Raw genomic sequence first — 19,949 nt, forward strand, 5'->3', positions numbered from 1 at the left:
CTCCATCGCCATGCGGTTCGGGTCCGCCGGCTCGTCAGCACTGGGTTGTCGGGGCACACAGTGTGCGATCCGTGGAACGACGAGCCGCTGAGGCGATTTCCCACGGAGCAACCCGGGAAGGGGTGGCCCCGGGTATCCCCGAGACTACGGGAAGGTAACGGAATTGTCACGCTCGGATCCGGATCCGCGCCTGTCAATCCTCTGGCAGGCGCCGCGAGGCGTGCCCGGCCCGCCCGTGGGACGCAGGCGTGACCGCCGATCAGGCGGCGACGCGGTCGTCGACGAGGAAGATGTGGGACGCGAGCTCGACCGGCAGCTCCAGGCCGTCTTCCCGCCCGTCCATCTGCACGAGCACGTAGCCCTCGCTGTAGCGGTAGTCGCCCTCCGCGCCGGGGACGACGCCGGCCTCGCGCAGCTGCTGGAGGAGATCGGGATCGACCTGCGCCGGCTCGGCGAGGCGCCGCACCGTGCCGCGGATCGGACCGCCCTCGGCGTCGAGCCGCTTGACGAGCCCGACCACCCCTTCCTCGAACGTGTGAGCGGCCGCACCGCCCAGCTGGTCGAGACCCGGGATGGGGTTGCCGTACGGCGACTCGGTGGGGTGACCCAGCAGCTCGACGAGGCGACGCTCGACCTGCTCGCTCATCACGTGCTCCCAGCGGCACGCCTCTTCGTGCACGTACGCCCAGTCGAGGCCGATCACGTCGGACAGCAGGCGCTCGGCGAGGCGGTGCTTGCGCATGACGTCGACGGCCTTCTGGCGGCCGGCGTCCGTGAGCTCGAGGCGCCGGTCGTCGCCGACCACCACGAGACCGTCGCGCTCCATCCGCCCGACCGTCTGCGAGACCGTCGGACCGGAGTGGCCGAGACGCTCCGAGATGCGCGCGCGCAGCGGCACGATGTTCTCCTCCTCGAGCTCGAGGATCGTGCGGAGGTACATCTCGGTGGTGTCGATCAGGTCGGTCATTGCTGCCCCGTCGGAAGAATGCGGACGCGCGTACTCAGGTAATCCTAACGACCGCGAAGGACACCGGAGGCGGGCCGTCGCGCGGGGCGTCATGCGGGCGGGAGGCGCCTCCTCCCGGCAATATGCTGGGGCGCATGACGCTCACGATCCCCGCCGATCTCCTGCCCGCCGACGGACGCTTCGGATGCGGACCGGCCAAGGTGCGAGCGGAGCAGGTCGAGGCCCTCGCCGCCGTGGGCACGACGCTGCTCGGCACCTCGCACCGGCAGGCGCCCGTGAAGAACCTCGTGGCGAGCGTCCGCGAGCAGCTGTCCGCGCTGTTCCGCCTGCCCGACGGCTACGAGATCGTGCTCGGCAACGGCGGATCGACCGCGTTCTGGGACGCCGCCGCGTTCGGCCTGATCGAGCGCCGCAGCCAGCACCTCACGTTCGGCGAGTTCGGCGGCAAGTTCGCCAAGGCCGCGAAGGGGCCGTGGCTCGAGGCCCCCGACGTGCGCGAGGCGGCGGCCGGTTCACGCACGGAGAGCGAGCCCGTCGCGGGCGTCGACGTCTACGCGTGGCCGCACAACGAGACGTCCACGGGCGTGTCCGCCCCGATCGCACGCGTGCACGGCGACGAGGGCGCGCTCACCGTCATCGACGCGACGAGCGCCGCGGGCGGCATCGACTTCGACGTCGCCGAGACGGACGTCTACTACTTCGCACCGCAGAAGAACCTCGGCTCGGACGGCGGCCTCTGGTTCGCGGCGATGTCCCCGGCCGCGATCGAGCGCATCGAGCGCGTCGCGGCGTCCGATCGCTACATCCCCGAGTTCCTCAGCCTGTCGCAGGCCGTCGCCAACTCGCGCCTGCAGCAGACGCTGAACACCCCGGCGCTCGCGACGCTGCACCTGCTCGACAGCCAGCTCGGGTGGATCCTGGGCAACGGCGGGCTCGAGTGGGCCGCCGCGCGCACCGCCGAGTCGTCGGGCGCGCTGTACGCCTGGGCCGAGGCGTCCGAGGTGGCGACGCCGTTCGTGACCGATCCCGCGCACCGCTCGCCCGTCGTCGTCACGATCGACTTCGACGAGTCGATCGACGCCGCGGCGATCGCCAAGACGCTGCGTGCGAACGGCATCGTGGACACCGAGCCGTACCGCAAGCTCGGCCGCAACCAGCTGCGCGTGGCGACGTTCGTCTCGATCGATCCGGATGACGTGCGTCAGCTGATCCGCTCCATCGACTACGTACTGGACAACACCGCTCGCTGACCCGGTCGGGCGGCTCGGAGCCGCCCCGCGCGCGGTTCATGAGATTCTGCTGAGCCGTTCAGATCCGGTCGCTAGCGCGCCCGCGCGTTGACGCCGCATCGCTCGCTGTCAAATCGACGCACCCGCTTTTTCGGGCCGCCTCATCCCCGGCTATGTTCGTGGCTTTGGTGTCTGCCGCCGCGCCCGCCGCGCGCCCGGAAGGCACTCGTCGAAACGCACGCGAACGATACGGAACGAGTGATGAACGTGAACCCCCGCAGCAGTAGCGAGCCGCCGAAGGCGAACCCGGTGACGGTCACCCCCGCCACCCGGACGCCTCGGCGGCAGCCCCGCAGGCTCCGCGTCGACGATGTGCTCGTGGTGAAGCGGTCGCGCATCCGCACCGCGATCTCCGGCACCGTCGTCGGCAACTTCATGGAGTGGTTCGACTTCGGCATCTACGGCTACCTGGCCGTCACGATGACCGCGGTGTTCACCGAGGGCCTGCCCACCGAGGCGGGTCTGCTCGTGACCCTGTTCGGCTTCGCGGTGTCGTTCCTCGTGCGCCCCCTCGGCGGCGCGGTGCTGGGCCCCATCGGCGACCGCATCGGGCGTCAGAAGGTGCTGTTCTTCACCATGGCGATGATGGCGGCGTCGACGACCCTGATCGGCGTGCTGCCGACCGCCGCGCAGATCGGCCTGTGGGCGATCATCCCGCTGTACCTGCTGAAGATGGTGCAGGGCTTCTCGACCGGCGGCGAGTACGCCGGCGCGACGACGTACGTCGCCGAGTTCTCGCCGGACCGACGCCGCGGCTACTGGTCGTCGTGGCTCGACGCCGGCTCGTACCTGGGCTTCGCCGCCGGCGCCTCGACCGTCGCGGTGACGACCCTCATCGTCGAGTCGATCTCAGGCCCCGGCGCCATGACCGAGTACGGCTGGCGCATCCCGTTCCTCGTCGCCCTGCCCCTCGGCGTCGCCGCGATCTGGCTGCGCTCGCGCATCCCGGAGACGCCCGCGTACGAGGTCGCCGAGTCGACGGGCGAGACCAAGGCGGACGCGGCCGATCCGCTCGCCCGCCACGGTCTCGTCGGGATCTTCCGCCACTACTGGCGTCAGATCCTCATCGCGATGGCGATCGTCGCCGCCACCAACACCGCGGGCTACGCCCTCACGAGCTACATGCCGACGTACCTGGAGACCGAGGTCGGCGTGTCGAACCTGCTCGCCGCCATGGCCACCGTGCCCGTGCTCATCGTGCTGTCGGCGAGCCTGCCCCTGGTCGGCCACCTCTCCGATCGCATCGGCCGCAAGCCCGTGTACCTGCTGGGGTCGGCCTCGACGATCGTGCTGATGCTGCCGGCGTTCGCGCTGCTGCAGACGGGTCAGATGTGGGCCATCTTCGTCGCCCTGCTGCTGTGCGCCGTGCCCGTCGCCCTGTGGATCGGCCCCTCCGCCGCCGCCCTGCCCGCGCTGTTCCCGACGGCGTCCCGCTTCGGAGCCATGGCGATCGCCTACAACCTGTCGGTGTCGCTGTTCGGCGGGACCACTCCCCTCTTCAGCGAGTGGCTCATCCAGCTCACCGGCAACAGCTTCATGCCGGCGTTCTACATCATGTTCTTCGGCCTCGTCGCCGGCTTCGCGGTGCTGACGATGCGCGAGTCCGCGCGCCGACCGCTGCTCGGCTCGGTCCCCACCGTCGAGACGCGCGCCGAGGCCGCCGAGCTCGTCGCGGGGCAGGACGAGAACCCGCTGATCGACACCCGGACCATGCCGCTCGAGAAGCAGCAGCCCGCCGAGCCCGCGGTCACCCGCGAGCCCGAGCGCACGCGCGAGCCCGCAGGCGTCTAGCCGCGCCGCGTTCTCAGGAGAAGTGGCCTTCTCGCAGACGCCAACGGCGCCCCGGATCCACCGGGGCGCCGTTCGTGTCAGAGCGACGAGTCATTCCTCCTCGTCGTCGTCAGACTCCTCGTCGTCGTCGTCGTCGTCATCGTCGTCGTCCTCGTCGTCGTCGAAGTCTTCGTCATCCGACTCATCGTCATCGTCATCGTCGAAGTCGTCGTCATCATCCGACTCGTCGTCATCATCCGACTCGTCGTCATCATCCGACTCGTCATCGTCGTCGTCATCCGACTCGTCGTCGCGGTCCGCGTCGAGGGTCTCGATGTCGACGCCGTCCACGTCGCCGGCGTGGAGGATCGACGAGCCGTCCTCGTCGAAGTCGTCGGCGTCGACGTCGACGTCCTCCGCGTCGTCGGTCGCCGTGGCGGCAGCCTGGGCGGCGGCAGCGGCCTGGGCCGCCTGGTACTCCTTCAGGCGCACGGCCCACGGCACCCACTCGGGGCGAGCAGCGCGTCGTCGCCGGGCAGCAGCTCCGCCTCGAGCACGGTCGGCTCGGATCCCTCGACGACGGCGAGCGAGACCGTCCAGAACCAGCCGGGGTAGCCGAGCAGCGTGTTGGCGAAGCGCAGCGAGACGACGCCGTCGCGCTCGACCGAGTACCCGGCGGGCTCGCCGACGGTCGATGCGGGAGTGATCTCGTGCAGCGCCGCGAGCGCGAGGTCGTGCGCCTCGATCAGGCGCCGATCCGGCTCGGGAAGCTCCTCGGGCTCGGAGCCGACCGGCTCAGACGCCTCGTCCGCGGTCGACTCGGCCTCCTCCGCGTCGGAGGCGTCGGTCTCCTCCGCGGTCGGCTCGACCGGCGGGGCCTCGACCTCGACCTCGGCTGTCTCGGCGTCGGCACCCTCGGGCTCGACGGTCGAGGGCGCCTCCGCGTCCGCGGGGGCCGGAGCCGTCTCGGGAACGGGGGCCTGCTCGGCCGCTTCGCCCTCGGCGGGCGTCTCGTGGGCGTCAGACATCGAGCTCGTCCGCGACCTTGCGCAGCACGGCCGCGATCTTGCGCGCGTGCGCGTTCGACGGGTAGTGGCCGCGACGCAGGTCGCCGCCGATGCCGTCGAGCAGCTTCACGAGGTCCTCGACGATGATCGCCATGTCGTCGGCGGGCTTCCGCTTGGCCTTCACGAGGCTCGGAGGGGCCTCGAGCACGCGCACGGAAAGCGCCTGCAGCCCCTTGCGTCCGTCGGCGACGCCGAACTCGAGACGCGTGCCGGGCTTGGGCGCCGGCGCACCGGTGGGCAGGGCGCTGGCGTGCAGGAAGACGTCCTGGCCGTCATCCGCGCTGATGAAGCCGAAGCCCTTGTCCTCGTCGTAGAACCTGACCTTGCCGGTGGGCATGACACAACCTCTTGAACCCTGATGAGAAAACGAAAGCGAGACCGATCGATCCCGCCCCTCCAGCCTATCGCCCCAGCGCGAACGACTAGTCTGGTGAGGATGAGCACGAACACCCCCGCGGACCCGCCGGTCCGGCGCATCGATCGCATCCTGGCGTTCATGGCGCTGGGCATCGCCGTGGTCTCGGTGCTGTGCTTCTTCGCGATCATGATCTCGACCGCCGCGGGCATGCAGCACGCCGACTACGCCACGGGCATTTGGCCGATCGTCGCCGTGCTGCCGATGGTGGGCCTGCCGCTCGCGTTCGTCCTGATCCTGGCCCTGCTCGTCATGAGCATCGTCCGCAGGGGCAAGGCCGGGCGGTCCTGACCGCCGCCGCCCCGTGACCTCTCCGAGCGCCGTGAACAACACAGACTCCCGCGCCCTGGCAGAGAGGCTGGCGCGGGCGGAGGACGCCGAGCTCGCGTACCTGTTCGCGCGGCGCCGCGTGCCGGCGAACGCCAACTGGCACGACTTCTTCGACGCGGCCGAGGCGCTGCTGACTCCGGAGTCGCTGGCACGCGCGGTCGCGGAGCTGTCGCGCGACGCCCTCGCGGATCTTGCGGCGGGAGCCGGAGCCGAGCGGCTCGGGCTCACCGACGCCGCCGGGGCTCCGTACGCCGCCGTCCGCGCGGCGCTCGGCGACGCCCCGGCGAGCCGCACTCCGCAGAGCACCCCGCACGCCGCGACCGAGATCGCCTCGGCGCACGCGGCGGAACGCGCCTTCACGACCACGTCGGCGCTCGCCGACCTCATCCTGATGACCCTGCGGACGCCGCTCGCGCGCGTCGGCACCGGCGCGGTCGGCGCATCGGACCGGCGGCGCATGGCGCAGGAGGAGATCGTGCGCGACGCCGACGACGCCGACGATCTCGTCGCGCTCGCCGAGGTCTCCGGCCTGCTGACGGTGACCGAGCGCAGCTGGCTCGTCAGCCCGGCGGGATCCGACTGGCTGCGCGAGTCGAGCGCCGGACGGTGGACGCGCCTCGCGACCGCGCTGCGCGACGCGCTGCCCACCGGCCTGCGCACACCGTCCGGGGGCTGGATCGACCCCGCGCTGTGGCCCGACGCCTACCCGCTCGACGGGGCGTGGGCGACGCGCGGCGAACGCTGGCGCCGGCTTCTCCGGCTCGCCGGACTCGTGACCGAGGGCGCGGCGGAGACGTGGGACGCCGAGCCGGCGTGGGCGACGTCGCTGCGCGAGGGCGGCGATGCGGATCCGACTGAACTCGTGGCGCTGATGCCGAACGAGGTCGACAAGGTCTTCCTGCAGAACGACCTCACGGCCATCTCCCCCGGCCCGCTCGCACCCGCGCTGGACGTGCGCCTGCAGGGCATCGCGACGCGCGAGTCGCACGCACAGGCCTCGACCTACCGCTTCACGGAGGCGTCGATCGCGGGCGCCATGTCCGCCGGCGAGACCTCCGAGAGCATCCTGTCGTTCCTGTCCTCGCTGTCGCTCACGGGCGTGCCGCAGCCGCTCGAGTACCTCGTGCAGCGCATCGCGGACCGGCACGGACTGGTGCGGGTGTCGCTCGAGCCCGAGGGCGGCCACACGATCGTGTCCAGCCGCGACCACGCTCTGCTCGAGACGATCGCCGTCGACCAGGCGCTGCGGGCGCTCGGGCTCGTGCCGGACGGCAGGATGCTCCGCACGCGCGCCTCGCGCGAGGCCGTGTACTGGGCCCTCGCCGACGCGAAGTATCCCGTGGTCGCGCTCGACGAGCAGGGCGGGACCGAGACGCTCGACCGCAACCGGATCGCGTCCGCGCCGCCCACCGCCGATCCGCTCGCGCGCTACGCGACGCTGCTGGCGCAGCTGCGCGCAGCCCACAGCGGCGACGCGGATGCCGCCTGGCGCGAACGCGAGCTGGAGACCGCCGTGCGCGCGAGGGCGCTGCTCGAGGTCGACGTGTCGCTGCCCGACGGATCGACCCGCACGTTCGTGCTCGAGGCCACCGGCCTCGGCGGCGGCCGGCTGCGCGGACGCGACCGCGGCGCGGACGTCGAGCGCACGCTGCCCGTCAAGAGCATCACGGCGGTGCGCCCCGCCTGACGGCGCAGCCGCGTCAGCGGCGCTTCGCCCTCGCGCCTGCGGACGCCGGTAGACTGGTCGGCTATGGCTGATGGCCCCCTGATCGTGCAGAGCGACCGCACCGTGCTGCTCGAGGTCGCGCACCCCGACGCGGAGACCGCGCGACACGAGCTCGCGATCTTCGCCGAGCTGGAGCGCGCGCCCGAGCACATCCACACGTACCGGATCACGCGACTCGGCCTCTGGAACGCCCGCGCGGCCGGGCACACCGCGGACGACATGCTGCAGACGCTCGACACGTGGTCACGCTTCCCTGTGCCGCCGTCCGTGTCCGTCGACATCCGTGAGACCGTGAACCGCTACGGCCGCCTCACGATCCGCCGCGGCGACGACGGCGAGCTGCTGCTGACGTCGACCGACCGCGCCGTGCTGGCCGAGGTGTCGCGCAACAAGCGCATCCAGCCGCTGCTGATCGCGCAGCCGACCCCCGACACGTACGTGGTCGACGCGTGGGCACGCGGCCACATCAAGCAGGAGCTGCTGAAGATCGGCTGGCCCGCCGAGGACCTCGCGGGCTACACGCCGGGCACGCCGCACCCGATCGACCTCGACGAGGACGGCTGGGCGCTGCGCCCCTACCAGCGCGAGGCCGTCGAGAAGTTCCACGACGGCGGATCCGGTGTCGTCGTCCTCCCCTGCGGCGCGGGCAAGACGCTCGTCGGCGCGGCGGCGATGGCCGAGACCAAGACGACGACGCTCATCCTCGTCACGAACACCGTGTCCGCGCGGCAGTGGCGCGACGAGCTGCTCAAGCGCACGTCGCTCTCGCCCGAGGAGATCGGCGAGTACTCCGGCCAGACCAAGGAGGTCAAGCCGGTCACGATCGCGACGTACCAGATCCTGACGGCGCGCCGGAAGGGCGAGTACCCGCACCTCGCGCTGCTGAACGCGCTCGACTGGGGCCTGATCGTGTACGACGAGGTGCACCTGCTGCCCGCGCCGGTGTTCAAGCTCACGGCCGACCTGCAGGCGCGCCGCCGCCTCGGTCTCACCGCCACGCTCGTGCGCGAGGACGGCCGCGAGGGCGACGTGTTCAGCCTGATCGGTCCCAAGCGGTTCGACGCGCCGTGGAAGGAGATCGAGGCCCAGGGCTTCATCTCGCCCGCCGCCTGCTACGAGGTGCGCGTGGATCTGCCGGCGAGCGAGCGGCTCGAGTACGCCGCGAGCGCCGACGAGGACCGCTACCGCCTGGCCGCCACGGCTCCCGCCAAGATCGACGTGGTGCGCAGCCTGATCGCCAAGCACTCGGACGAGCAGATCCTCGTGATCGGCCAGTACCTCGAGCAGCTCGACGAGCTGTCCGAGGCGCTGAACGCGCCGAAGATCACCGGATCGACGCCGGTCGACGAGCGCGAGCAGCTGTTCCAGGCGTTCCGCGAGGGCACGATCAAGCTGCTCGTGGTGTCGAAGGTCGCCAACTTCTCGGTGGACCTGCCGGAGGCGTCGGTCGCGATCCAGGTGTCGGGATCCTTCGGGTCGCGTCAGGAGGAGGCGCAGCGCCTCGGTCGCCTGCTGCGCCCCAAGCAGTCGGAGCACACCGCGAGTTTCTACACGCTGATCGCGCGCGACACGGTCGACCAGGACTTCGCGCAGAACCGCCAGCGCTTCCTCGCCGAGCAGGGCTACAGCTACACGATCCTCGATGCGGAGCGCATCGCGGCCTGACGGAGGTCAGTCGTCGACGCGCGCGAGCCAGGACGCGAGGATCCGCTCCAGGTCGCGACGGTCCGCGGGGCTGAGGCCCTCCAGCAGGCGCCGCTCGTTGCGCATGTGCGCGGCGAAGGCGTCGTCGATGAGCTCCCGCCCGGCGTCGGTGAGGCGCACGATCCGGCCCCGGGCGTCCTCCGCGCTGGCGCGGCGCTGCACGAGTCCGGCGGCCTCCAGCCGGTCGAGCCGCTTGGTAACCGCCCCGGTGGTGACCATGGTGTGCCGCGCGAGCGCTCCCGGCGCCAGCTCGTAGGGCGCACCCGCGCGGCGCAGCGTCGCGAGCACGTCGAACTCCCCCTCGCCCAGGCCGTACCGCCCGTAGAGCGCGAGGAGCTCCTCGCGCAGCAGATCGCCGAGGCGGTGCAGCCGGCCGACCACCCCCATGGGCGTGACGTCGAGGTCGGGGCGCTCGCGCCGCCACTGCGCCTGGATCCGCGCGACCCGGTCATCCTCGCTCATCGGTCCATCTTACTTCCGAGGAAGCTACTATCGCTTCCATGGAAGCTAAATGGCGGTGGATCCTCCTCACCGCGATCGCTCCGGTGTGCTGGGGCGCCACCTATTACGTGACGCGGCACTTCCTGCCCGCCGATGCGCCCGTCTGGGGCTCCGCCCTGCGCGCCCTGCCGGCGGGGATCCTGCTGCTCGCCATCGCCCGCCGTCGGCCGCGCGGCGCGTGGTGGTGGCGCACCGCCATCCTGGGCCTGCTCAACGTCGGAGCCTTCTTCCTGCTCGTCTACCTGAGCGCCCAGCTGCTCCCCACATCGGTCGCCGCCTCGGTCATGGCGCTGGCGCCCGTCGCGCTCGCCGGCTTCGCCTGGCTGCTCGTCGGCGAGCGGCCGCGCGTGACGCTGGCCGCCGGTGCGGTCGTCGCCATCGCCGGCACGCTCCTGCTCGTCTGGCGCGGCACGGGCGAGGTCACGGCGACCGGCCTCGCGGCGGCGACCGCGGCACTGCTGCTGTCCTCGCTCGGCGCGATCCTCGGACGGCGCTGGGCGGACGACACCCCGATCCTCGCGACGACCGCGTGGCAGCTCCTGGCAGGAGGCGCCGCGCTCACGGCCGCGGCCGCGCTGGTCGAGGGTCCGCCTCCTGCGCTCGCGGCGCCGCAGCTCGCCGCGCTCGCCTTCGTCAGCCTGCTCGCCACGGGCGTCGCGTTCGTGTGCTGGTTCGGCGGCATCGCGCGCCTGCCAGCGGGCCTCGTCGGCACGGTGGGGCTGCTGAACCCGCTGACCGGCACCGCGCTGGGCGCCACGCTCGGCGGCGAGGCCCTCGGCGCGCCGCAGCTGGGGGGCATCGCGCTGATCCTCGCCGGCATCCTCGTCGCGCAGCGGCGCCGCCCGGCCGTCCGCCCGGCAGGAGGCGGCGCACAGGATACTCCCCCTGTTCGCTTTCCGCAGATCCGGAGCGATATCCAGCCGGATCCTCGACCGCACCGACATAATGGGGCCATGACCGCACCGCGCATCCTGGTCGTCGATGACGAGCCCAACATCCGAGACCTGCTCTCGCAGAGCCTGCGTTTCGCGGGCTTCCAGGTGAAGACCGTCGGCAACGGCGCCGCGACGATCTCCGCCGTGCTCGAGGAGGAGCCCGACCTGATCGTGCTCGACGTGATGCTGCCCGACATGAACGGCTTCAGCGTCACCACGCGTCTGCGCGACCATGGCTTCACCGCCCCCATCCTCTTCCTCACCGCCAAGGACGAGACCGAGGACAAGATCAAGGGCCTGAACGCGGGCGGCGACGACTACGTCACCAAGCCGTTCAGCCTCGACGAGATCGTCGCGCGCATCCAGGCGATCCTGCGTCGCACGATGCAGGACACCGAGGACGAGCAGGTGATCCGCGCCGGCGAGCTGACGATGGATCAGGACACGCACGACGTCTACGTCGGCGACGCGCAGATCGACCTCAGCCCCACCGAGTTCAAGCTGCTGCGCTACCTGATGCTCAACCCCAACCGGGTGCTGTCGAAGGCGCAGATCCTCGACCACGTGTGGGAGTACGACTTCAACGGCGACGCCGGCATCGTGGAGAGCTACATCTCCTACCTCCGCCGCAAGATCGACCCGCACGCGACCGAGTCGCTCATCCAGACCAAGCGCGGCTTCGGCTACATGCTGAAGGTCGACAGGGCGGGCTGATCCCGCCGCGTCGCGCGCGCGGCGCATCACCGAAAGAGGCACGTCCTGGCGAACAAGACCGACGCTGTCACCACCTGGTGGCGGCGGATCAGCCTGCGGGCGAAGGTCACCGCGGTCACGGTGACCGTGCTCGCACTCGGTCTCATGGCCGCCGGCATCGGCACCGTGCCGATCCTGCGCGAATCGCTCCTGAACAACATCAAGACGTCGCTGACGCAGCTCGCGGGCACCGCCGTGGGCGAGCAGCTGTTCAACATCTCCTCGGACGGCGCCGACGGACCGCAGTTCACGCCCAAGGCCAACGCCCCGCGCATCGACTACTACGTCGCGGTCTACGGCCCGGACGGGTCGCTCCTGGCGACCGCGGGCGGGCAGGGCCCCGACCGACCGCGCCCGAGCTTCCCGGCCACGTTCGCCACCGACTACGCGTACTCGCATCAGGGCACGATCATCCAGCTGCCCGGCGTCACGAAGGACGACGCGCAGTTCTACGCCGCGTTCGCCGTGCAGCAGTTCCAGGGCAGCAACCGCATCTTCACGCAGATGGTCGCCCTGCCGCTGGAGGAGGTCGACAGCGTCGTCGCGACGTACTTCGGCATCTTCTTCCTCGTGGCGATCGTCACGATCATCGGCGGCGCGCTGCTGACCCGATGGGCCGTGACGCTGACGTTCCGGCGGTTCGGGCAGGTGGAGGCCACGGCGATGTCCATCGCGTCCGGCGACTTCAGCCAGCGCCTGAGCGACATCGAGCCCCGCACCGAGATCGGGCGCCTGAAGTCCGCGATCAACACGATGCTCGACCGGATCGACGTCGCGATCGCCGAGCGCGACGCGACCGTGCGGCAGATGCGACGCTTCGTGGGCGACGCGAGCCACGAGCTGCGCACGCCGCTCGTGAGCGTGCGCGGCTACGCCGAGCTGTACCGGATGGGCGCCATCCAGGGTCCGGAGGACACCGCGCGCGCGATGGAGCGGATCGAGAAGGAGGCGATCCGGATGGGCGTGCTCGTCGAGGACCTCCTGGCCCTCGCGCGCCTCGATGAGAAGCGCGAGCTCGACATTCAGCCGCTCGATCTCCGCCCGATCGCGCGAGACGCCGCGCTGGATGTGCGCGTGGCGGAGCCCGGCCGCACCGTGACGGTCGTGGACACGACGATCGAGGCGCTGACGGGGCCCATCTCGCTGTCGAGGCCCGAGGAGTCGGCCGCGCAGGCCCCGGCGTCCGAGACCGCGCGCCGGCGCCCGCGCTCGCTCACCGCCGCGACCGAGAGCCTCTCGTCGCTGCTGCGCCGCAGGCCGAAGGCGCCCGGCGAGCCGATGACCGGCGAGGTGCCGGCGGCGCCGGAGCAGGACGCGGCCTCGGACGGCGAGCAGCCGGCCTTCCCCGCGCTCGACTTCACCGTGCCGCAGTCGATGCGCCCGGTCGCCGTGCCGCCCGTCGTGCAGGGCGAGGAGAACCGGGTGCGCCAGGTCGTCGCCAACCTCCTCGGCAACGCGCGCCGGTTCAGCCCGGAGGGCTCGCCGATCGAGATCGAGGTCGGCGTGGACGTCGCCGCGCAGATGGGCTGGATCGCCGTCGTCGACCACGGCGAGGGCGTGCCCGAGGCGATCCGCCGGCAGATCTTCGAACGCTTCTGGCGCGCCGACTCGTCGCGCGCCCGCGAGACGGGCGGCAGCGGACTGGGGCTCGCGATCGTCGCGTCGATCGTCGAGGCGCTGCACGGAACGGTGGAGGTGCTCGACACCCCGGGCGGCGGCGCCACGTTCCGCGTCGCGTTCCCGCTGGCACCGCGGTCGGACGACGAGCTGAGCCTCGCCGAGACCCGTCCGGTGCCGCGGCTGCGCGCGGGCGACGCACCGACCGCCGGCTGACCGCTCCCCCGTCCACAGCCCGCTCCGGCGCCCGCGTCCGTCCCGGATCCGGTCTCCGCCCGCCAAGGGACCTGCGCGCTTCCTAGCGTGGGGACATCCATCCCCTCCGACCCAGGGAGCAGACAATGGCGATCTTCAGCGTCGACACCGAGGCGGTCTCCGCCGCCAACGGGCAGACCCTCAACACGGCCGAGCAGATCCGCGGCCTGACGGCGACGCTCACGGGCCAGCTCGCGCAGCTCGAGAGCACGTGGAGCGGCGCGAGCGCCGGCGCGTTCCAGTCGGCGCTCACGCAGTGGAAGAGCGCCCAGCAGTCCGTCGAGCAGGCGCTGGACAGCCTCGGCCGGGCGCTGGGCGTCGCGAGCGCGCACTATGCGGAGGCCGAGCGCCTGACCTCCGGGATGTTCCGCTGACCCGACGGCGGACAGCAGAACGGCCCCTCCCGAAGGAGGGGCCGTTCTCTGAGAAATGGATCAGAAGTCCATGCCACCCGTGGGGTCGCCCGCCGGAGCGGCGGCCTTCTCGGGCTTGTCGGCGACGACGGCCTCGGTCGTGAGGAAAAGACCGGCGATCGACGCGGCGTTCTGCAGCGCCGAGCGCGTCACCTTGGCCGGGTCGATGATGCCCTGCGCGAACAGGTCACCGTACTCGCCCGAGGCGGCGTTCAGGCCGTGGCCGACGGGAAGGTCGGCGACCTTGTTGGCCACGACGCCCGGCTCGAGACCGGCGTTGAGGGCGATCTGCTTCAGCGGGGCCTCGATCGCGACCTTGACGATGTTCGCGCCGGTCGCCTCGTCACCATCGAGGGCCAGGCCGTCGAAGGCCGACTTGCCGGCCTGGATGAGCGCGACGCCACCACCGGCGACGATGCCCTCCTCGACGGCGGCCTTCGCGTTGCGGACGGCGTCCTCGATGCGGTGCTTGCGCTCCTTGAGCTCGACCTCGGTGGCCGCGCCCGCCTTGATGACGGCGACGCCGCCGGCGAGCTTGGCGAGGCGCTCCTGCAGCTTCTCGCGGTCGTAGTCGCTGTCGGTGTTCTCGATCTCGCGGCGGATCTGGGTCACGCGACCCTCGATCTGCTCCGCCTCACCGGCACCCTCGACGATCGTGGTCTCGTCCTTCGTGACGATGACCTTGCGCGCGCGGCCGAGCAGGTCGAGGTCGGTGTTCTCGAGCTTGAGGCCGACCTCCTCCGTGATGACCTGGCCGCCGGTCAGGATCGCGATGTCCTGCAGCTGGGCCTTGCGGCGGTCGCCGAAGCCGGGGGCCTTGACGGCGACCGACTTGAAGATGCCGCGGATCTTGTTCAGCACGAGCGTCGCGAGCGCCTCGCCCTCGACGTCCTCGGCGATGATGACGAGCTCCTTGCCCGACTGGATCACCTTGTCGACGACGGGCAGAAGGTCCTTGATGTTCGAGATCTTCTGGTTCGCGATGAGGATGTACGGGTCCTCGAAGACGGCCTCCTGGCGCTCCGGGTCCGTGACGAAGTAGGGGTTCAGGTAGCCCTTGTCGAAGCGCATGCCCTCGGTGAGCTCGAGCTCGGTGCCGAAGGTGTTCGACTCCTCGACGGTGACGACACCCTCCTTGCCCACCTTGTCGATGGCCTCGGCGATGAGCTCGCCGATCGCGGGGTCGGCGGCCGAGATCGACGCGGTCGCAGCGATCTGCTCCTTCGACTCGACCTCCTTGGCCTGCGCGAGCAGCTCGTCCGACAGCGCCTTGACGGCCTTCTCGATGCCGCGCTTGAGGCTGATCGGGTCGGCGCCGGCCGCCACGTTGCGGAGGCCCTCGCGGACGAGCGCCTGGGCGAGGACGGTCGCGGTGGTGGTGCCGTCGCCGGCGACGTCGTCGGTCTTCTTGGCGACCTCCTTGACGAGCTCGGCGCCGATCTTCTCGTACGGGTCGTCGAGCTCGATCTCCTTGGCGATCGAGACGCCGTCGTTCGTGATCGTGGGGGCGCCCCACTTCTTCTCGAGCACGACGTTGCGACCGCGCGGGCCGAGCGTCACCTTGACGGCGTCGGCCAGCGTGTTGAGGCCGCGCTCGAGGCCGCGACGGGCCTCCTCGTCGAAAGCGATCATCTTTGCCATGGTGTAGTCGTCCCTCCCGGACGTAGGCGTGTGGTCTTTAGCACTCACCTGACGGGAGTGCCAGGACGATTCTGGCACTCACCCCCATCGAGTGCAAGCCGCGCGGAACCCGCAGCCGCACACGCGGAATGGCGCCCCGCGAACGATGTCGCGGGGCGCCATTCGAAGGGCTGCGGCGAGCCGGTCGTCGAGCGAGACGCTCAGACCGGGCGGACCGCCTCGGCCTGCGGACCCTTCTGACCGGCGCCGACCTGGAACTCGACGGCCTGGCCCTCCTCGAGGACGCGGAAGCCGCTCATCTCGATGTTCGAGTAGTGGACGAAGACGTCCTGGCTGCCGTCCGCCACGGTGATGAACCCGTAGCCCTTCTCGGCGTTGAACCACTTGACGGTGCCCTGGGTCATGCGAACTCTCCTGGTGCTGGGCCTCCTGAGGGAGGCGACTACCGGGGAATCGTATCCGCGTGATTCAGCGCCCGAGCGGCGCGGAGGCGACTGTTGACACGCCCGAATAGAACTGTTTACTCGGCCGAAACACGGTCGAGTCCGACGACGACCGTGAGCTCCTTGGCGTCCTCGTCCGTGTTCGCGTACTGGTCGCTCTGCTCGGTGCGCGCGCCGCCGATCGCCTCCGCCACCCCGAGGGCCGCGGCCTCCTCCTCGGGCGAGGCGTAGTAGACGGTCGTGGCCGGGAAGTCGGAGGCGGAGGACTCGCTCGGCAGCACCATGTCCTGGGTCCATCCGGCCGCGACGAGCTCGCTCGCGACCTGCTCGGCGACGCCGGTCGTGCCGGTGCCGTTGAGCACGAGGATCGTGTAGGTCGTGTCGACCACCGGAGCGACCGTCGGGGTGGCCTGCGGCTGCTCGGGCAGATCCGTCGCGCGCTGCGACAGCACGAGGAAGCCGATGATGCCGGCGACGGTCAGCACGACGGTCGCGAGCAGCGCCCACAGCAGCACGACGCCGCGCGGCGTGCGCTGCTGCTCGGCACGGTGGGCGCCGACGCGCGAGGCCTGACGGGGGACGTCGTCGAAGCGGTCCCGGGGATAGCTGGTCGGCACGACACGATCGTACCCGGGGAGCCTGACCCTCCCGACGGCGGCCGGAACCCGGGGTCAGCCCGCGATGCGGGAGCGCGCCGCGTCGCGCGCGTCGCGCATCCGGCGCAGGCGGCCGATGAGGAGCGGGTCGGCGGCGAGCGCGTCGCCCGAGTCGATCAGGCGGCCGAGCAGCTGGTAGTAGCGTGCGGGCGCCATCTCGAGCTCCGAGCGGATCGCCTCCTCCTTCGCCCCGCCGTGCACGCGCCAGCGGGACTCGAAGTCGAGCAGCGCGCGGTCGCGGTCGGAGAGGGGCACGCGCTCGAGGCTACGCACTCGCCGCGCGCGAGCCGGGAGGCGCACCGGGAGCCCGGCGTCACGCGCGCCAGTCGATCCAGGATCCGAGCGGATCGGCGGCCGCGAGCACGCGCCCGTCGAGCGCGAGCGCGAATCCGGGCCAGTCGTCCGCGTCGATCGGCGGCCGCCAGGCGTCGTGCAGCCGGGGCTGGTCGAGCGTGATCCAGCGGACGCCGCCCGCGCGCACCCGCGCCGGATCCGCGGCGTCCGCCGTGAGGGCCGCGATCAGCGCGTCCCTTCGGGCCCGGGGCACGTACGGCAGCACGCCCGGCGTCGTGACGACGAGCGTCGCGTCGGCGGGAGCCTGCGCCGCGACGGCGCGGACCACGTCGAGGTCCGCGACGTCGCCCGGGACGAGGAGCGGCGGATCGGCGGCGACGATGTCGAGCGCGGCCGCGATGCGCGCCGCGCGCTCGTGCTCCTCCGGCCACACCAGGCCCTCGAGCCACGCGCGGTCCGCCGGGACCCGCGCGTCCAGCGGCTGCAGGTCGATCCCCGCGCGCCACACGATGTCCTGGAGGGCGAGCTCCGGCAGAGGCGCGCCCCGCACCTCGGCCTCCAGCACGACCGTGGAGGCGCCGAGTCGCGTGTCCCCGTAGCGGTACGCGTAGCGATCCGGATACAGACACAGGCCGCCCGAGGCGCCCAGCTCGAGCAGCGCGATCGGCCCGGGCACCAGGCAGAGCGCCGGCAGCAGCGCGGCGCAGCGGAGCGGCTCGTTCGTCTGCAGGCTGCGGGCCGAGCACTCGGCGACGACCGCGTCCGCGTGCGCGCGGACGAACTGCGACCAGCCGGCGGTCTCGCGCGGCGCCCCCAGCATCCGCGTCACGGCGAACACCAGCGGCGGCTGGCGGTGCGTCGCCGGTACACGGGCCAGGATGTCGCAGAGCTCCGCGTCCTCCGAGACCGTGCGCGCCCACGCCAGATAGGTGTCGGAACGGCCGGGGGCCTCCTCGCGCGCGAACCGCGCGAAGCGCTCGGCCACCGCGCCGCGCTCGTCCGTCTGCATCCCTCCATTCTCCTGTCGGGCGCACGGGACGCCGGTCGTCACACTCGGCCCTCCCGGTCTCGCGCGGCCGTACGCTGGATGCGAGCCTGGGAGGAATCCATGTCGTACAACATCAGCAAGTCCGAGGACGAGTGGCGCAGCGAGCTGTCGCCCGAGCAGTACGCCGTGCTGCGCGAGGCCGGCACCGAGCGTCCCTGGACGGGTGAGCTGCTGGACGAGGAGCGCGCCGGCCTCTACACGTGTGCCGCGTGCGGAAGCGAGCTGTTCAAGAGCGGCACGAAGTTCGACTCGCACTGCGGATGGCCGAGCTTCTACGAGTCGATCCGCCCCGACGCGGTGCAGCTGCTCGAGGACAACAGCCACGGCATGGAGCGCACCGAGGTGCGCTGCGCGAACTGCGGCTCGCACCTGGGCCACGTCTTCCCCGACGGCTTCGGTACGCCCACGGGCGACCGCTACTGCATGAACTCGCTGTCGCTGAACTTCACCCCCGAGGAGAGCGACGCGCAGAGCGCGCCGAGCGCCTGATGTCCGCGCTCGAGGCGATGCGGGCCCGCCGCTCGCTGTCGAAGGTCACGGACGAGGCGCCCACGCACGAGGAGCTCGTCGAGCTCGTGTCGGCCGCCGGTCGCGTCGCCGACCACAAGGAGCTCAGGCCCTGGCGCCTGATCGAGCTGCGCGGCGACGATCGACTGGTGCTGGGCCGCGCCATCGCGAAGGCCGAGGGCAAGAAGGGCGTGTACTCCAAGCCGCTGCGCGCTCCGCTCCTGATCGCGGTCGTCGCGTCGATCCGGTCCAAGAAGGTCGAGGCGTGGGAGCAGGAGGCCACCGCGGCGGGCGTCGCGCATGCGCTGAGTCTCCTGCTCGACGAGGCCGGCTGGGGCGTGTTCTGGCGCACGGGCGATTACATGCGCGCGAAGGCCGTCATCAAGGCGCACGGGCTCGAGAAGGGCGAGCGTCTGCTCGGCTGGCTGTACGTCGGCGGCAAGCCGGAGCGCTCGCGTCCGCTCCGCGGCAAGACCGTCGACGGCGAGCGGTTCCTGTCGCGCATGCCGCGCAAGAAGGGCTGACGGCTCAGTCCAGCGCGTCCGCTCTCTCGAAGTCCTCGCGGCGGCCGGCGACATCGACCGGTCAGCGGACGCGGCGGCGCCCGAAGGCGGCGATCGCGACGCCCACGCATGCGACGAGCACGGTGATCGCCGACCGGAGAGGCGACGGCGGCACGGCCGGCGGCCACACGCGATCGAGGACGAAAGCGCCGATCAGCATCCCGAGCACGGAGCCCAGCGAGAGCAGAAGCACGCCGATGCGCGGGGCCAGCGCCGCTGAGACGAAGATGTAGAGCACGCCCAGCGCACCGCCCGTGTAGAGCCAAGGACTCGCCGGCAGCGGAGCGACGCCTGCTTGCGGCACCTGCACCGCGGCGAGAGCCACGAGCGCGAACGTGCCACCGATGAAGTTGACGAGCGTGGCGGCCAGCGCCGATCCGGTCTTGACCTGCAGCCGGCCGTTCGTGCCTTGCTGCCATGCGAGACCCGCGCCCACCAGAACGGGAAGGACGAGCATCCACACGGGTGCGTCACCGACGGTGCCCCCCGTGAGCGAGATCACGACGGCTGTCAACGCCAACGCCACTCCCAGGACGCGCGGCATCGTGACGGCGCTCACTCCGGCCGGGCTGTACCCCACGCGGTCCAGCACGAGTCCGCTGAGGGTCTGCCCGGCGACGAGCCCCACCGTGAATAAGGCCGCGCCGATGACGCCGACCACGAGACCCTGCATCGCCACCGTGAACGCGCCCGCGGTGCCGCCGATCAGCAGCCACCACGGGATGTCGCGTGCGCGGATACCCCGGCCGAGCCGCGCGACAGCCGCCCTCGCGGACGGCAGCGCCGCCGAGAGCGCGATCGTGAGCACGAGACCCGTGCCGAACGAGATCACCGCCGCGACGATCCCGTTGTGCAGCTCGGCGCCTAGCGCCCCATTGATGCGCGACTGCAGGGCGGTCAGGACGCCCACGCCGATCGCCGCAGCCAGTGCCACGACGCCGCCCCATCGATCTCGCGCGGCCGATCGGGAGGAAGCGCTCATCCCCTCCACCCTACGCCGAGCCGTCGTCCCACAGCACATCGGACCATCGAGAGCATTGCGGAATCTATCGTCT

Annotated in this window: 21 protein-coding genes and 1 pseudogene; 11 read left to right on the forward strand and 11 right to left on the reverse strand. The window is 71.6% G+C overall.

Going from position 1 to position 19,949, the window contains the following annotated elements:
* Positions 1 to 259: 259 nt before the first annotated feature.
* Positions 260 to 967: a metal-dependent transcriptional regulator gene (locus BJP60_RS12090; protein ID WP_203135999.1), complete on the reverse strand. Its 708-nt coding sequence runs from the start codon at positions 965 to 967 to the stop codon at positions 260 to 262.
* Between the two features lie 134 nt (positions 968 to 1,101).
* On the opposite strand from BJP60_RS12090, the gene serC reads away from it, so the two are divergent.
* Together serC and BJP60_RS12100 are read left to right on the forward strand one after the other, a co-directional pair.
* Positions 1,102 to 2,217 (forward strand): phosphoserine transaminase, encoded by a 1,116-nt coding sequence (gene serC / locus BJP60_RS12095; RefSeq protein WP_203136001.1) that lies wholly within the window; start codon positions 1,102 to 1,104, stop codon positions 2,215 to 2,217.
* A gap of 240 nt (positions 2,218 to 2,457) precedes the next feature.
* Positions 2,458 to 4,047 (forward strand): MFS transporter, encoded by a 1,590-nt coding sequence (locus BJP60_RS12100; protein WP_203136003.1) that lies wholly within the window; start codon positions 2,458 to 2,460, stop codon positions 4,045 to 4,047.
* Between the two features lie 90 nt (positions 4,048 to 4,137).
* Here the strand turns inward: BJP60_RS12100 and BJP60_RS15325 are convergent, their stop codons facing one another.
* The 3 genes from BJP60_RS15325 to BJP60_RS12110 are packed head-to-tail and all read right to left on the reverse strand — an operon-like array spanning position 4,138 to position 5,430.
* Positions 4,138 to 4,518 (reverse strand): hypothetical protein, encoded by a 381-nt coding sequence (locus BJP60_RS15325; RefSeq protein WP_238439421.1) that lies wholly within the window; start codon positions 4,516 to 4,518, stop codon positions 4,138 to 4,140.
* Positions 4,509 to 5,054, reverse strand: coding sequence for a DUF3027 domain-containing protein (locus BJP60_RS15330; RefSeq protein ID WP_238439422.1), 546 nt, complete (start codon positions 5,052 to 5,054; stop codon positions 4,509 to 4,511). The genes BJP60_RS15325 and BJP60_RS15330 overlap by 10 nt, the downstream gene beginning before the upstream one ends.
* Positions 5,047 to 5,430, reverse strand: a complete 384-nt coding sequence (locus BJP60_RS12110) for a cold-shock protein (protein ID WP_203136004.1) — start codon at positions 5,428 to 5,430, stop codon at positions 5,047 to 5,049. Before BJP60_RS12110 ends, BJP60_RS15330 begins: the two co-directional genes overlap by 8 nt.
* Before the next feature lie 99 nt (positions 5,431 to 5,529).
* Between BJP60_RS12110 and BJP60_RS12115 the strand changes: the two genes are divergently transcribed.
* The 3 genes from BJP60_RS12115 (at position 5,530) to BJP60_RS12125 (ending at position 9,229) form a co-directional block, all read left to right on the forward strand.
* Positions 5,530 to 5,799, forward strand: a complete 270-nt coding sequence (locus BJP60_RS12115; protein WP_203136006.1) for a multidrug ABC transporter ATPase — start codon at positions 5,530 to 5,532, stop codon at positions 5,797 to 5,799.
* A gap of 31 nt (positions 5,800 to 5,830) precedes the next feature.
* Positions 5,831 to 7,525, forward strand: a complete 1,695-nt coding sequence (locus tag BJP60_RS12120) for a helicase-associated domain-containing protein (protein ID WP_203136007.1) — start codon at positions 5,831 to 5,833, stop codon at positions 7,523 to 7,525.
* Positions 7,526 to 7,588: 63 nt separating this feature from the next.
* The gene (locus tag BJP60_RS12125; RefSeq protein WP_203136008.1) at positions 7,589 to 9,229 is read left to right on the forward strand and encodes a DNA repair helicase XPB; all 1,641 of its coding nucleotides are present in this window, start codon (positions 7,589 to 7,591) and stop codon (positions 9,227 to 9,229) included.
* 6 nt (positions 9,230 to 9,235) lie between these two features.
* Here the strand turns inward: BJP60_RS12125 and BJP60_RS12130 are convergent, their stop codons facing one another.
* Positions 9,236 to 9,730: a MarR family winged helix-turn-helix transcriptional regulator gene (locus BJP60_RS12130; RefSeq protein ID WP_203136009.1), complete on the reverse strand. Its 495-nt coding sequence runs from the start codon at positions 9,728 to 9,730 to the stop codon at positions 9,236 to 9,238.
* A 38-nt stretch (positions 9,731 to 9,768) separates the two neighbouring features.
* Here BJP60_RS12130 and BJP60_RS12135 point away from each other — a divergent pair.
* The 4 genes and pseudogenes from BJP60_RS12135 to BJP60_RS12150 form a co-directional block, all read left to right on the forward strand.
* Positions 9,769 to 10,584, forward strand: a pseudogene (locus tag BJP60_RS12135) (DMT family transporter); the annotation flags it as partial.
* Between the two features lie 138 nt (positions 10,585 to 10,722).
* On the forward strand, positions 10,723 to 11,418 hold the full coding sequence (locus BJP60_RS12140) for a response regulator transcription factor (protein WP_203139313.1): 696 nt from the start codon (positions 10,723 to 10,725) through the stop codon (positions 11,416 to 11,418).
* A gap of 120 nt (positions 11,419 to 11,538) precedes the next feature.
* Entirely contained in the window at positions 11,539 to 13,290 is a 1,752-nt protein-coding gene (locus tag BJP60_RS12145) for a sensor histidine kinase (RefSeq protein ID WP_336244348.1), read from the forward strand.
* A gap of 125 nt (positions 13,291 to 13,415) precedes the next feature.
* Positions 13,416 to 13,703, forward strand: a complete 288-nt coding sequence (locus BJP60_RS12150) for a WXG100 family type VII secretion target (RefSeq protein ID WP_203136010.1) — start codon at positions 13,416 to 13,418, stop codon at positions 13,701 to 13,703.
* Positions 13,704 to 13,763: 60 nt separating this feature from the next.
* Here the strand turns inward: BJP60_RS12150 and groL are convergent, their stop codons facing one another.
* The 5 genes from groL to BJP60_RS12175 all read right to left on the reverse strand — a co-directional run bounded on the left by groL (position 13,764) and on the right by BJP60_RS12175 (position 17,785).
* Positions 13,764 to 15,383: a chaperonin GroEL gene (gene groL, locus BJP60_RS12155; protein ID WP_203136011.1), complete on the reverse strand. Its 1,620-nt coding sequence runs from the start codon at positions 15,381 to 15,383 to the stop codon at positions 13,764 to 13,766.
* A 200-nt stretch (positions 15,384 to 15,583) separates the two neighbouring features.
* The gene (locus tag BJP60_RS12160; RefSeq protein WP_203136012.1) at positions 15,584 to 15,787 is read right to left on the reverse strand and encodes a cold-shock protein; all 204 of its coding nucleotides are present in this window, start codon (positions 15,785 to 15,787) and stop codon (positions 15,584 to 15,586) included.
* Between the two features lie 116 nt (positions 15,788 to 15,903).
* A complete protein-coding gene (locus tag BJP60_RS12165) occupies positions 15,904 to 16,443 on the reverse strand; it encodes a LytR C-terminal domain-containing protein (protein WP_203136013.1) in 540 nt (179 codons plus the stop codon).
* A 54-nt stretch (positions 16,444 to 16,497) separates the two neighbouring features.
* On the reverse strand, positions 16,498 to 16,737 hold the full coding sequence (locus BJP60_RS12170; protein WP_203136015.1) for a DUF3263 domain-containing protein: 240 nt from the start codon (positions 16,735 to 16,737) through the stop codon (positions 16,498 to 16,500).
* 58 nt (positions 16,738 to 16,795) lie between these two features.
* The gene (locus BJP60_RS12175; RefSeq protein WP_203136017.1) at positions 16,796 to 17,785 is read right to left on the reverse strand and encodes a DUF2332 domain-containing protein; all 990 of its coding nucleotides are present in this window, start codon (positions 17,783 to 17,785) and stop codon (positions 16,796 to 16,798) included.
* Positions 17,786 to 17,884: 99 nt separating this feature from the next.
* Between BJP60_RS12175 and msrB the strand changes: the two genes are divergently transcribed.
* Positions 17,885 to 18,313 carry a peptide-methionine (R)-S-oxide reductase MsrB gene (msrB, locus tag BJP60_RS12180; protein WP_203136019.1) on the forward strand — a complete coding sequence of 143 codons (429 nt, stop codon included), beginning with the start codon at positions 17,885 to 17,887 and terminating at the stop codon, positions 18,311 to 18,313.
* Complete coding sequence (locus BJP60_RS12185; RefSeq protein WP_238439423.1) at positions 18,313 to 18,855, forward strand: nitroreductase family protein; 543 nt, start codon at positions 18,313 to 18,315, stop codon at positions 18,853 to 18,855. Before msrB ends, BJP60_RS12185 begins: the two co-directional genes overlap by 1 nt.
* Before the next feature lie 61 nt (positions 18,856 to 18,916).
* Here BJP60_RS12185 and BJP60_RS12190 read toward each other — a convergent pair whose 3' ends face one another.
* Positions 18,917 to 19,876, reverse strand: a complete 960-nt coding sequence (locus tag BJP60_RS12190) for a DMT family transporter (RefSeq protein WP_203136021.1) — start codon at positions 19,874 to 19,876, stop codon at positions 18,917 to 18,919.
* Between the last annotated feature and the right edge of the window lie 73 nt (positions 19,877 to 19,949).

Source organism: Microbacterium sp. JZ31 (genome assembly GCF_016805985.1).
GTDB lineage: Bacteria > Actinomycetota > Actinomycetes > Actinomycetales > Microbacteriaceae > Microbacterium.